Annotated in this window: 10 protein-coding genes; 6 read left to right on the forward strand and 4 right to left on the reverse strand. The window is 67.2% G+C overall.

All coding sequences use genetic code 11. From position 1 onward, the window contains the following. The first annotated feature begins 76 nt into the window (after positions 1-76). Together AC07NF_RS03750 and AC07NF_RS03755 are read left to right on the forward strand one after the other, a co-directional pair. Positions 77-517, forward strand: coding sequence for a hypothetical protein (locus AC07NF_RS03750; protein ID WP_494630786.1), 441 nt, complete (start codon positions 77-79; stop codon positions 515-517). After that, complete coding sequence (locus AC07NF_RS03755) at positions 514-1,197, forward strand: HTTM domain-containing protein (protein ID WP_494630782.1); 684 nt, start codon at positions 514-516, stop codon at positions 1,195-1,197. The genes AC07NF_RS03750 and AC07NF_RS03755 overlap by 4 nt, the downstream gene beginning before the upstream one ends. Positions 1,198-1,359: 162 nt before the next feature. Here the strand turns inward: AC07NF_RS03755 and AC07NF_RS03760 are convergent, their stop codons facing one another. Then, positions 1,360-3,024, reverse strand: a complete 1,665-nt coding sequence (locus AC07NF_RS03760) for a DEAD/DEAH box helicase (protein WP_494630779.1) — start codon at positions 3,022-3,024, stop codon at positions 1,360-1,362. A gap of 122 nt (positions 3,025-3,146) precedes the next feature. Between AC07NF_RS03760 and AC07NF_RS03765 the strand changes: the two genes are divergently transcribed. The 3 genes from AC07NF_RS03765 to mfd are packed head-to-tail and all read left to right on the forward strand — an operon-like array spanning position 3,147 to position 7,667. Further along, a complete protein-coding gene (locus AC07NF_RS03765) occupies positions 3,147-3,878 on the forward strand; it encodes a class I SAM-dependent methyltransferase (RefSeq protein WP_494631702.1) in 732 nt (243 codons plus the stop codon). A 23-nt stretch (positions 3,879-3,901) separates the two neighbouring features. Continuing rightward, positions 3,902-4,195, forward strand: a complete 294-nt coding sequence (locus AC07NF_RS03770) for an FAD assembly factor SdhE (RefSeq protein WP_125158468.1) — start codon at positions 3,902-3,904, stop codon at positions 4,193-4,195. Between the two features lie 4 nt (positions 4,196-4,199). Then, entirely contained in the window at positions 4,200-7,667 is a 3,468-nt protein-coding gene (gene mfd, locus AC07NF_RS03775) for a transcription-repair coupling factor (RefSeq protein ID WP_494630775.1), read from the forward strand. Between the two features lie 6 nt (positions 7,668-7,673). Here mfd and AC07NF_RS03780 read toward each other — a convergent pair whose 3' ends face one another. From AC07NF_RS03780 to AC07NF_RS03790, 3 genes are all read right to left on the reverse strand, one after another. Further along, positions 7,674-8,294 (reverse strand): DsbA family protein, encoded by a 621-nt coding sequence (locus tag AC07NF_RS03780; protein ID WP_494630772.1) that lies wholly within the window; start codon positions 8,292-8,294, stop codon positions 7,674-7,676. Positions 8,295-9,131: 837 nt separating this feature from the next. After that, positions 9,132-10,919, reverse strand: coding sequence for a hypothetical protein (locus tag AC07NF_RS03785; RefSeq protein WP_494630769.1), 1,788 nt, complete (start codon positions 10,917-10,919; stop codon positions 9,132-9,134). 117 nt (positions 10,920-11,036) lie between these two features. Further along, positions 11,037-11,552 (reverse strand): GNAT family N-acetyltransferase, encoded by a 516-nt coding sequence (locus tag AC07NF_RS03790; protein ID WP_492810767.1) that lies wholly within the window; start codon positions 11,550-11,552, stop codon positions 11,037-11,039. Positions 11,553-11,712: 160 nt separating this feature from the next. Here AC07NF_RS03790 and secG point away from each other — a divergent pair, with 160 nt between their 5' ends. Beyond that, the gene (gene secG, locus AC07NF_RS03795) at positions 11,713-12,270 is read left to right on the forward strand and encodes a preprotein translocase subunit SecG (RefSeq protein WP_494630767.1); all 558 of its coding nucleotides are present in this window, start codon (positions 11,713-11,715) and stop codon (positions 12,268-12,270) included. The last annotated feature ends 8 nt before the right edge of the window (positions 12,271-12,278 follow it).

Here is a 12,278-nt window from a genome sequence, read left to right on the forward strand (position 1 = left end):
TCCGCGAGCCTGGCCATTGGGCCAGCGGCGTCCGTCCGGCTAGGCTCCGATCTCGCCCGCGATTCTGGAGGGACCCGTGCGCAGTCCCCTGAAGCTGCTCCTGCCCGCGCTGATCCCGTCCTGGAACTTCTTCGACGTGATCGCCCCGTCGCCGCGCGTGGAGTACGTCCGGCTGCGGTCGATCGGTGATGCGACGGGGGAGTGGAAGGCGTTTCGGCCGAGACCGCAGCGCCTGTCGCCGCTGCAGATGCTGGCGCGCCTGGTCTGGAACCCGCGCTGGAACGAGAGCCTGTTCCTGGTCAGCTGCGCCGAGCGCCTGGGCGACGACGAGACCGCCCATAGCGAGAGCGAGATCTTCAAACGCATCGCCGCCGATGTGATCCGCGAGCCGCAGGACGCCGAACGGCCCTGGCTGTGCTTCCGCGTGATCTTCGTCAGCCGTGTGGGCGAGGCCCTGGTCGATGAGGTGCAATACCAGCCCGCGCCACGCCGCTTGGCGGAGATCGTTGTCGCATGAGCCTGCAGCTCGCCGCCCGCCTGACCGAGATCCTGCTGGCCCTGGCGTTGATCCAGCAGAGCCTGGAGCACATGGTGCGGTTCCGCAGCGAACAGGTGCTGTTCGGCGTCCGGATCGCCCTGTGCCTGCTGGTGCTGGCTGGCATCGCCGCGCCTTGGCCGCTGGTTGGGCTGGCGGGTCTGTCGGTGCTGATCCTGTACCGCTTCGAAGGCCCCTATAACGGCGGGAGCGACCGGATGGGGCTGCTGGCCCTGTGGTGCCTGACCGCCGCGCGCCTGTTGCCGACGCCGCCCTTGCAGGAGCTGGCCTTCGGTTATCTGGGGGCGCAGCTGATCCTGTCCTACGTCATCTCCGGCGGGGTGAAGATCATCAACCCCGACTGGCGTTCGGGCCGGGCCCTGGCCGATGTCTTCCGGTTCTCGGCCTATCCGGTTAACGAAGCCCTGCGCGCCTGGGCCGACCGGCCGCGCGTGCTGCTGGCGATGTCGTGGGCGGTGATGGGGTTCGAGCTGATCTTCCCGCTGACCCTGTTGTGGAAACCCGCCCTGATCGCCGGCCTCGTGGTCGCCGGGACCTTCCACCTGGCCAATGCCTGCCTGTTTGGCCTCAACCGGTTCTTCTGGACCTGGCTGGCGGCCTATCCGGCCATCCTGTGGCTGCAGGCGCGGTTGTTCCACTGAGGGACCGAAACCTCGTCCTTCGACAAGCTCAGGATGAGGTTTCTAGTGAATTGCCGTCAAAAGTAGTCCTCATCCTGAGCCTGTCGAAGGACGAGGGCGGGCCAAGAAAAAGGCGCCGAACCTGAGGTCCGGCGCCTTCGTCATTCGATCGAGGTCGAAACCTTACTTGCCGCGCGGCGGGCGGGCCAGGAAGGCCGGGACGTCGTTGCCGAAGCCGACCACGCGGCGGTCGTCGTCGTCGCGGTCACGGACCGGCTGGACGCCACGCACTGGACGCTCGGGGCGTTCCGGCCGTTCGCTGCGCTCAGGGCGTTCGCTGCGTTCCGGACGCTCGGCGCGTTCAGCACGCTCCGGACGTTCAGCGCGGGCAGGGCGCTCGGCACGTTCAGGGCGTTCAGCGCGTTCGGAACGCTCGGCTTCAACCGCCGGAGCGGCTTCGGCGCGCGGGGCGCGATCGCGTTCGCGGCGCGGGCGGCGCTCGCGGGCGGGACGTTCCTCAGCGACAGCGGCTTCGGGCGCTTCAGTCGCGGCGACGACGGCCTCGGCCGGCGCGTCGGCGGCGGTTTCCTCGGTGCGACGGCCACGGCTGCGCGGGGACGGGCGGTCGCCACGGTCGGGGCGATCGCTACCGCGATCACGACCACCGCGCTTGCGGTCACGGTCGCCGTCGCGCTTGACGGTCACGGCGTTGGAGTAGTCGAGCTCGAGCTTCTCTTCGTCCGGGGTCGAGCCGATCAGCTTGACCACCTTGTCGAAACCCTTGTCGTCGGCCGGGGTGACCAGCATGTAGGTCACGCCCGTGCGGCCGGCGCGGCCGGTGCGGCCGATGCGGTGGACGTAGTCGTCGGCGTGGTGCGGAACGTCGTAGTTGAACACGTGGCTGACGGCCGGGATGTCCAGGCCGCGCGCGGCGACGTCCGAGGCCACCAGGATCTTCAGCGCGCCCGAGCGGAAGTCCGCCAGGGTCTTCATGCGCTGGCTCTGGTCCAGGTCGCCGTGGATCGGGGCGGCGTCGAAGCCGTGCACCTTCAGCGACTTGGCGACGATGTCGACTTCGGTCTTGCGGTTGCAGAACACGATGCCGGTCTCGATGCCGGCCTTCTCGACCAGGGCCCGCAGCGCCAGGCGCTTGGCCTTCGGGTCGGAGGTCGGAACCTTGACCAGCAGCTGGGTGATGTTGGCGTTGGTCGTGGCGGGCTTGGCCACCTCGATCCGCACCGGATCCTTCAGGAACTGCTTGGTCAGGCGCGTGATTTCCGGCGGCATGGTGGCCGAGAAGAACAGCGTCTGCTTCTTGGGCGGCGTCATCTTGAAGATGCGCTCGATGTCGGGGATGAAGCCCATGTCCAGCATGCGGTCGGCTTCGTCGACGACGAGGAACTGCACGCCGGTCATCAAGAGCTTGCCGCGCTCGAAGTGGTCGAGCAGGCGGCCGGGCGTGGCGATCAGCACGTCGACGCCGCGGTCCAGCTTCTTTTCCTGATCGCCGAACGAGACGCCGCCGATCAGCAGCGCCCACGAGAGCTTGGTGCCCTTGGCGTACTTCTCGAAGCTGGCGGCCACCTGGTCGGCCAGTTCGCGGGTCGGGGCGATGACCAGGGCGCGCGGCATGCGGGCCTTGGCGCGGCCCGACTGCAAGCGGTCGATCAGCGGCAGGGTGAAGGCGGCGGTCTTGCCGGTGCCCGTCTGGGCGATGCCAAGCACGTCCTGGCCCGCGAGGGCGACGGGGATGGCCTGGGCCTGAATCGGGGTCGCAGTGGTATAGCCGGTGTCGGCGACCGCCTGCAGGGTCGTGGGCGAAAGCCCGAGGTCGGTAAATTCGGTCATTACACGCTGGTCTGATCGGAGCCGCCCGTGCTTGGGCGAGCGGGCGGCGCGGATTCGCCAGACCTGCTCCGAAGGTGGGGATAAATAGGCGTAAAGTCGGCAAAGTCAATCGCCACAAGGCGATAGGGGGTATTCGGAAGATGAGCGACAACGGCTGGAAAGCTTCCGCCAAGGCCTGGATCGCCGACATGGGCGAGGCTGGAGACTACGGACGCCAGTGGGTGCTGGACGCGCCGATGATCGAGCGCCTGCGCTTGCTGACGCCCCGCCGAGCCCTGGATGTGGGCTGCGGGGAGGGGCGGTTTTGCCGGATCCTGCGCCGCGAGGGCTTCGCCCCCGTGGGCCTGGACCCGACCGCGGAGTTGCTGGACGCGGCGCGGGCGAAGGATCCGGACGGGACCTATGTCCACGGCCAAGCCGAGGTCCTGGACTTCCCCGACGCCAGCTTCGACCTGGTGGTCAGCTGCCTGTCCCTGATCGACATCGAAGCCGCCGACCGGGCCATCGCCGAGATGACCCGGGTCCTAAGGCCTGGCGGGACGCTGCTGATCGCCAATCTGACCAGCTTCTCGACGGCCCGCGCGCATGGCGGCTGGCAGAAGAACGTGCTGGGCCACAAGACCCAGTTCGCCATCGACCACTATCTGGAGCCTCGCGCCAGCTGGGAGGAATGGCGCGGCATTCGTATCCTCAACTGGCACCGTCCGCTGAAGGACTACATGCATTGGTTCCTGGGCCAGGGGCTTGTCCTGACCCACTTCGACGAGCCCGCGCCGCATGGTGGGCCGGCCGAGCGTGCTGACAGATACCGGCGCGTGCCCTGGTACCTCATCATGGAGTGGCGCAAGCCTTAAGGCCCCTCTATATCCGCCAGCACATGACGATCGACCACGACTCCCGCCTTCGGCGCCTTCGTTTCCGCGCCTGGCATCGCGGCTTCCGGGAAGCGGACCTCATTCTAGGCCCGTTCGCGGATGTCCATGGCCCGAACCTGACTCCCGAGCAGATCGACACGCTGGAGACCCTGCTCGAGGAGTCGGACCGCGAGATCTACGCCTGGATCGTCGGCCAGGAGCCGACCCCTGAAAAGTTCGAGACGGACGTCCTGGCGATGATCCGTGCGTTCAGGTTCGAGGCGCACGCCTCGCGCCCGACCGGAGACGGCGCTTAAAAGCATGAGCTACGACGCCAAACAGATCGCCAAGGCCGCGGGCGGCCTGACCCTGGCCGGCGCGCCGGAAGGCTTCGACGCGCTGGTGATGGCCGACATCGCCCGGGCGCGCGGCGGCCTGACCGCGTTCGTGGCCCGCGACACGGCCCGCGCCGGCGCCTTTATCGACGCCCTGAAGTTCTTCGCGCCCGAGATCGAGGCGGTGCTGTTCCCGTCGTGGGACTGCCTGCCTTACGACCGCATCGGTCCGTCCTCGGGCGTCTCGGCCACCCGTATGGCGACGCTGTCGCGCCTGGCCCGAGGCCTGGGCGAGAGCAAGCCGGCCATCCTGGTCATCGCCGCGCCGGCCCTGCTGCAGCGGGTGCCGACCAAGGACGTGCTGCTGCGCGCCAGCTACTCGGCCAAGGTCGGCAATGTCGTCGATATCAAGGACCTGGAGCGCTATTTCGCGGTCAACGGCTACACCCGCGCCTCCACCGTCTCTGAGCGTGGCGAGTTCGCGATCCGCGGCGGCGTCATCGACGTCTATCCGCCGGCGGCCGAAGAACCCGTGCGCCTGGACCTGTTCGGCGACACGCTGGAAAGCATCCGCGCTTTCGACCCCGAGACCCAGCGCTCGACCAAGCAGCTGAAGGAAATCGACCTGCTGCCGGTCAGCGAGGCTCTGCTGGACGCCGACGGCATCTCGCGGTTCCGCAAGGGCTATGTCGCGCAGTTCGGCGCGCCGGGCGATGATCCGCTGTACGCCGCCGTCAGCGAGGGCGGCCGCCGCGCCGGTCTCGAGCACTGGCTGCCGCTGTTCTACGAGCGAATGGCGACGCTGTTCGACTATCTGCCGGCCGGCAGCCTGATCGGCGTCGACCACCAGGCCGCCGAGGCCCGCGACGAGCGCCTGGCGATGATCGCCGACGCCTATGACGCCCGCGCCAGCGCCGACCGCAAGTCGGCCTACCGCCCGCTGGCCCCCGAGGCGCTGTACCTGACCGCCGCCGAATGGGACCGCGAGCTTACCGACCGCCCGCACCGCCTGTTCACGCCGTTCCAGCCCCAGGGCCTGGACGTCGTCGATCTTGGGGCAAAACTGGGCCGGGTCTTCGCCGCCGAGCGGGCCCAGGACAGCGTCAACCTGTTCGAGGCCACCGCCGACCACGCCAAGAAACTGGCCGCCGATGGCAAGCGCGTGCTGTTCGCCTCGTGGTCCGAGGGCTCGTCCGAGCGCCTGGGGACCATGCTGGCCGATCACGGCCTGAAGAAGATCCCGTATGCCGGCTACTGGCAGGCGGCCAAGGCCAATGATCCCAAGACGCCGCAGCGGGTCGTGCTGCCGCTGGACCATGGCTTCGAGACCGACCAGCTGGCGGTCATCTCCGAGACCGACATCCTGGGCGACCGCCTGGCCCGCCCGCGCAAGAAGCGCCGCGCCGCCAACTTCCTGGCCGAGGCCAGCGCCCTGACGCCGGGCGACCTGGTCGTCCACATCGATCACGGCATTGGCCGCTACGAGGGCCTCAAGACCCTGGACGTCCAGGGCGCGCCGCATGACTGCCTGGACCTGATGTACGGCGGCGAGGCCAAGCTCTATCTGCCGGTCGAAAATATCGACCTTTTGACCCGCTACGGCGCCTCGGACCCCGAGAGCGTCCAGCTGGACAAGCTGGGCGGCGCGGCTTGGCAGGGGCGCAAGGCGAAAGCGAAAGAGCGCCTGCGGGTCATGGCCGAAGGCCTGATCCAGATCGCCGCCGCCCGCCAGCTGAAGTCCGTCGAGGAGACCGACGCGCCGCAGGGCGTGTTCGACGAGTTCTGCGCTCGCTTCCCCTACGAGGAGACGGACGACCAGCTCAGCGCCATCCACGACGTGCTGGAGGACCTCTCGTCCGGCAAGCCGATGGACCGCCTGATCTGCGGCGACGTCGGCTTCGGCAAGACCGAAGTGGCCCTGCGCGCGGCCTTCGTGGTGGCGATGAGCGGCAAGCAGGTGGCCATCGTCTGCCCGACGACGCTGCTGGCCCGCCAGCACTACAAGACCTTCAAGGACCGCTTCCAGGGCTGGCCGATCAAGGTCACGCGCCTGTCGCGCCTGGTCACCGGCAAGGAAGCCGCCGAGACCCGCGAAGGCCTGGCCGATGGCACGATCGAGATCGTCGTCGGCACCCACGCGGTGCTCTCAAAGCAGGTCTCGTTCAAGGACCTGGGCATGGTCATCGTCGACGAGGAGCAGCACTTCGGCGTCAAGCACAAGGAGAAGCTGAAAGAGCTTCGCGCCGACGTGCACATGCTGACCCTGACCGCGACGCCGATCCCCCGGACCCTGCAGATGGCGCTGTCGGGCATCCGCGAGATGTCGATCATCGCCACGCCGCCGGTCGATCGCCTGGCGGTGCGCACCTATATCAGCCCGTTCGACCCGGTGACCCTGCGCGAGGCCCTGCTGCGCGAGAAGTATCGCGGCGGCCAGTCCTACTACGTGGTGCCGCGCATCAAGGACCTGGAGGACATCGAGAAGTTCCTCCGCACCCAGGTGCCGGAGGTGAAGTACGTCGTCGGCCATGGCCAGATGGCGGCCACCCAACTGGAAGACGTGATGACGGCCTTCTACGAGGGCCAGTACGACGTGCTGCTCGCCACCACGATCGTCGAGAGCGGCCTCGACATCCCGTCGGCCAACACCCTGATCGTCCATCGCGCCGACATGTTCGGCCTGGCCCAGCTCTATCAGATCCGAGGCCGCGTCGGCCGGTCCAAGGCCCGGGCCTACGCCTATCTGACCACGCCGGTCGAGAAGTCGCTGACCCTGTCGGCCGAGAAGCGCCTGCAGGTGCTGCAGTCGCTGGACAGCCTGGGCGCCGGCTTCCAGCTGGCCAGTCACGACCTGGACCAGCGCGGCGGCGGCAACCTGTTGGGCGACGAGCAGAGCGGCCACATTAAGGAGATCGGCGTCGAGCTCTACCAGCAGATGCTGGAGGACGCGGTCGCCGAACTCCGCCAACGCCAAGGTCAGGAAGCCCTGCTGGAGGATCGGGGCTGGTCGCCGCAGATCAACACCGGCGCGGCCGTGATGATCCCGGACGAGTACGTCCCGGACCTGAACGTCCGCCTGTCGCTCTATCGCCGCCTGTCCGACGCCGAGCAGGCCGCCGATCGCGAAGCCCTGGCCGCCGAGATGATCGACCGCTTCGGCCCGCTGCCACCCGAGACCGACAGCCTGCTCAAGGTCGTCGCCATCAAGGGTTTGTGCCGCGAAGCCAATGTCGCCAAGATCGATGTCGGCCCGAAGGGCGCCGTCGCAAGCTTCCGCAACGACACCTACGCCAACCCGCTGGGGCTGATGCAGTACGTCGGCAAGAACAGCATCATCTGGAAGGTGCGTCCGGACCAGAAGGTCGTGGTCAAGGGCGAGTGGGACACCCCCGCTCAGCGCCTGGACGCGGCCGAGAAGATCCTGGCCGTGCTGGCAAAGTTGGCCAAGGAGTAGGGGGCTTTAAGCCCCTGGATTCTTGGCGGCGCGGATCTTCTGCAGCACGCCCTTCAGCTCCTCGCCCGACAGCGCGCCGGGGATGAGATAGCCGTTGATCACCAGGCCGGGCGTGCCCTGAAATTGCAGGAGCGCGGCCTCGCGCGCGTTGCGCGCCAGGATGGCGTCGATCTCGCCGCCGTGGGCCTTGAGGTCGCGGGTCAGCCGGGGCCAGTCCACGCCAGCCTGCTTGGCGACGGCGTCGACCATCGGCTTGTCGCTGAGACGCGTGGGCGAGAGCATGAAGGCCCGATGCACGGCCTCGTACTGGCCTTGATAGGTCGCCGCCAGCGCCACCCGCGCGGCGTGCTCGGACACGTCGCCGAAGATGGGCCAGTCCTTGTGGACGACGGCCAGCCGGCCGTCGGTCTTCAGCGCATCGGCCAGGACCGGCTCCATGCGCTTGCAGTAGCCGCAGTTGTAGTCGCCGTACATGACGATGACGACGTCAGGGGCCGCAGCGCCCAGGCGCGGTACGCCGGGGTCCTTGAGCAGGTCCTTGAAGCCGTATTCGGCGGCGGAGGCGGTTCCGCAGACGGCCAGCGCGACGACGGACAGGGCGAGCGCCACGAACTGACGGAACGGCATGGCGGGTACTCCGGAGACTAGGGGCGCAGGCATAGCGGATTCGATGGAAAAACCCCTCTCTCATGGAGAGAGGGAGGGGCCCGCCGCGAAGCGGTGGGAGGGTGAGTGGGTACGCCGGTCGACGGCGTGCCGGCACTCCGTCAGACGTCCTAACCACTCACCCCAACCCTCTCTCTAAGAGAGAGGGAGTTTATGGGGATTAAGCGGCCTCTATCCTCGGAATTCGCGATATAGACTTCTGTAAAATCAACGCCCTGTCGATTTTACACGCCTCCGAATGATCCGCGCTCAGAACCCCTCGACAATGATCCCACCTCGTCGCGAGGAAAGGGCGCATGGCCAGCGACCGTTGCGGCGGCGGGGTGTGATCGAGCGGTGAAGGTCCGAGGGGGATACTCGGACGGTCCGGGGCTTCAGCGTGCTGGCTGAACCCGCCCGCCGCTGGCGTGGTCGAAGGCAAAGGGGTGTGTCTTAGCCATTTTTGGCTCGCCTTCTTCGACCGTTGGAGCTTGCCGGAAACGGCGAGGTCCGGCTCCCGGTAAGGCCTGAACAGGGCCACCTGACGGGACGCTGGCGGATAACGATCGCGCGGAGCGTCTGGCTTCGTCGAAACGGTACTAACTCAAACACAGTCCGGGCGCGGCCCGGCGCTCCGCGTCCCTTTCCACCCACTCGCAGCTTCGGGGCGCGAGGGCGATGAAACACGTTCCCTCCCCCTCGATGGGGGAGGGGCAGGGGTGGGGGTGACTACGGCGTCGGATGCCGCGCACGGCGTCCAGCTCAGCAGGTCACCCCATCCCCAACCCTTCCCCATCAAGGGGAAGGGAGAAGACTCCATCAATCCGCGAAGTAAGCCACGTGGACGTGCATGTGACCGATGTCCTTGCCCCCGAAGACCAGGCCGTTGGGGCCGATGTGGACGTGCTTGTCCAGGTCGTCGCGGTGCAGCTCGATCGTGTCGCCGTTGCAGGTGTCGGTCAGGCGGATGGTCTCGGGCACCTGGGTGGCGGTCGAGTCCAGGGCGGTGAAGCCGTTGGTGGTCAGGATGCCGAACTGGCGCCACTTCTTGGGCTTGACCTGCTTGCCGTTCCAGTTCTCGCCCAGACGCGCGCTGGCGATGTGCTGGACCGGGATGTCGCTGATGCCGAACAGGTTGTCGCGGCGCCATTGCTGATAGAACCAGCTGTCGACACTGCCGGCCGAGCAGAAGTTCTCGCTGACGATATTGGGCCAGCTGTCGCGGATGGCCGTGGCCTTGGCGTTGAACAGCTGGAAGTAGCCGTTCGGCTCGAAATTAGTCTGCTCGCCCTTGCCTTCGACCTTCTGGCTGTCGACGCGGCTGGTGAAATACAGGCAGCCCGGGTTCCACGAGTGCGACATGAACAGCTCGTAGAAGCCCTCGAACATGACGATGTCGGCGTCGGTGAAGACGATCCAGTCCGCGTCCTTCAGCCCCTTGAGGCCGTCGTTCAGCATCTTGCCCTTGTTGAAGGCGTGGTCGTCGTCGAAGCAGCGGTCCGAGATCACCAAGGTCGCGCCGTTTTCCTTGACCACTTCCTGGGTGCGCAGGTCGTCGCTGGAGGTGACGACGATCATCTCGTCGAACTCGCGCATGTTCTGCGGCAGGGTCAGGGCCAGGTCGTCGCCGTAGCCGACCGAGGTCAGGACGCAGGCCAGTTTGCGCGGCTTGGTCGAGTTGTGGCCGATGCCGACGCGGCGGCCCGAGCTGGCGTCGCCCACATAGTTGTCGCGGGTCTCGACCTGGCGCTTCTGCATGTGCAGGGCGGGGTCGAACATCTCATAGGCGCGCTTGCGGATCGCCGGGCTGCCCAGCTTCTTCAGGATCGCCTTGTGCTCGGCCGAGATGATGTCGCGGTCCAGCAGGTCCAGCTGCGACGGCCCCGGCTGGGCCAGGCCGCAATAGTTGCAGAGGTCCAGCTGGTCCTTGAAGTCTTCGGGCGTGCGCTGCCACCAGCCGTGCTCGACCGGCCAGGCGCGCTGGCCGTCGAAATACAGGCGGTCGATGGCGCCGGCCACTTCACAGAAATAGGCGCCCTTGTCGTTGATCGTCGCCGACCACAGCTTCTGCACCCAGCAATTGTCGCGATTGTACTCCCACTCGGCGTCCGACATGCCGGTCGCCTGGGTGTAGTCCTTGCGGCTGATCAGCAGCGCCTGGTGCTGGCCCGCGGTCTCGTGGGTGTTGGTGTTGAAGTGGCTGTAGACCTCCATGATGGTCTCGTAGTTCTTGTAGAACCCGTTCCCGAGGCTGGTCCAAAGTCCGCGGCCGTTCGAGCGGTCGAACAGGCGCTGCGTGGCGAAGTCGTTGAAATCCTTGATCGGCGCCTTGCCGTTATTGGTGTTCGGGCCGCCCCACAGCTCGGCGAACCGGCGCGAGATCTGCTCGAAATTGCCGTGCAGGGTGGGTTCGCCGGCGATGACGCCGATCACCTTGTTCGGGGCGTTCCAGCCTTCCATGCTCTTTACCGAGCGCTCGAAGGTCTCCAGCTCCATGTCCCGGCGCTGGGTCTGGTGCGGGATCAGCCGCGTGCAATTGCTGCAGGCCAAGTGGCACTTGGTGCTGATGTCGATCTGGACGATGTCCATGTCGGCGGGCGAGCGCATCGGGATCTCCGTTCCGGACGCACCCGATTCGGGGTGCGACGGTTAACGCAGACCATGCCTGCGTTAATCTCTCGGGTCGATAATACTGATCGCCGCACCCAGACTCTAGACTTCCGACTACAGATCCAGGGCGTAGAGACGGCGGTCGCGACGCTCGCCGTCGCGGTGCACGGCGCCTTTCAGATAGCCCTCGGCCTTGAAGCCCAGCTTCTGCAGCAGGTGCTCGGCGCGGTTGTCGCCGACGTGGGTGCTGGCCACCAGGCTCTTGAGGCCGCTGCTGGCGCCATAGGCGAGGAGGGCGCTGACCGCCTCAGCGCCGAAGCCCTGGCCCCAGCCCTTGCGGTCGACCACGAAGCGGATCTCGGCCCGGTCGTGGCGCTTGTCGATATCGATGAACTCGCAATAGCCCAGGAACGCGCCGCTGGTCGTATGGCGGATGCACCAGTAGGCGGCGTCGCCGGCGACCATCTGGTCGACCTGGGCGGCGACGCGGCTGGTCACCTCGTCAGGATCCTCGATCGGTTCCTGGTCCAGGTTCGACATCACTTCCGCATCACTGAGGAACGGATAGATCAGGGGCGCGTCGTCGACCGTCAGGGGAGCGAGGGTCAGGCGTTCGGTCTCGAGGATCATGCGGTCCGGAGAATTGGCTTGGGGGACTTAAGGGACTTGGGGGGCTTGCGTGGGAGAGCACGCTTCCCAGCTATGGCGCGTAGCCGCCTCTAGTGGTAGAGGGGCCGCTTCGTTTTTCGCGTGGCATTTCGCCCGCGCCCGGATCGAGAACAACTTCGTCATGCTCATCGGCGTCCTGCTGGCCATCAATATCGTCGTCTGCCTCGGTCTGATCGGGGTCGTCCTGCTGCAACGCTCGGAAGGCGGCGCGCTGGGCATGGGCGGCGGCAACACCGGCTTCATGACCGCTCGAGGCGCCGGCGACCTGCTGACCCGCATCACCTGGATCCTGTTCTCCATCTTCCTCGTGATCAGCCTGACGCTGACGATCCTGACCGGTCGCTCCAACACCGGCGGCTCGGTCACCGACCGCCTGAACATCCAGAGCCTGGACGCCAAGACCCTGAACGCCGCGCCGCTGCCTCAGGCTCCCGCCACCGATCCGTCGGCCGCCCAGCCGGGCGCCATCCAGGCTCCGGCCCCGCAGATCAACGCCCCGGCCCCGACCGCGCCGCAGCCCTCGCTGCTGGCTCCGGCACCGGCGGCGCCGGCCCCGACTCAAGCGGCCAAGAAGCCGGCCGCGGCTCCGAAGGCGGCGGCCAAGCCGGCCGAGACGGCTCCGGCGCCCGCAGCGACCCCGACGGTCGCGGCTCCGCCGACTGAGCAACCGAAACAATAACCGTCCCA

This window comes from Caulobacter sp. GW821-FHT10A06 (assembly GCF_059415805.1).

Coding starts and splice junctions, on each gene's coding strand:
- AC07NF_RS03755 (WP_494630782.1), top strand. CDS start 514: ATGAGCCTGCAGCTCGCCGCCCGCCTGACCGAGATCCTGCTGGCCCTG.
- AC07NF_RS03760 (WP_494630779.1), bottom strand. CDS start 3,024: ATGACCGAATTTACCGACCTCGGGCTTTCGCCCACGACCCTGCAGGCG.
- AC07NF_RS03770 (WP_125158468.1), top strand. CDS start 3,902: ATGACGATCGACCACGACTCCCGCCTTCGGCGCCTTCGTTTCCGCGCC.
- mfd (WP_494630775.1), top strand. CDS start 4,200: ATGAGCTACGACGCCAAACAGATCGCCAAGGCCGCGGGCGGCCTGACC.
- AC07NF_RS03780 (WP_494630772.1), bottom strand. CDS start 8,294: ATGCCGTTCCGTCAGTTCGTGGCGCTCGCCCTGTCCGTCGTCGCGCTG.
- AC07NF_RS03785 (WP_494630769.1), bottom strand. CDS start 10,919: ATGCGCTCGCCCGCCGACATGGACATCGTCCAGATCGACATCAGCACC.
- AC07NF_RS03790 (WP_492810767.1), bottom strand. CDS start 11,552: ATGATCCTCGAGACCGAACGCCTGACCCTCGCTCCCCTGACGGTCGAC.
- secG (WP_494630767.1), top strand. CDS start 11,713: ATGCTCATCGGCGTCCTGCTGGCCATCAATATCGTCGTCTGCCTCGGT.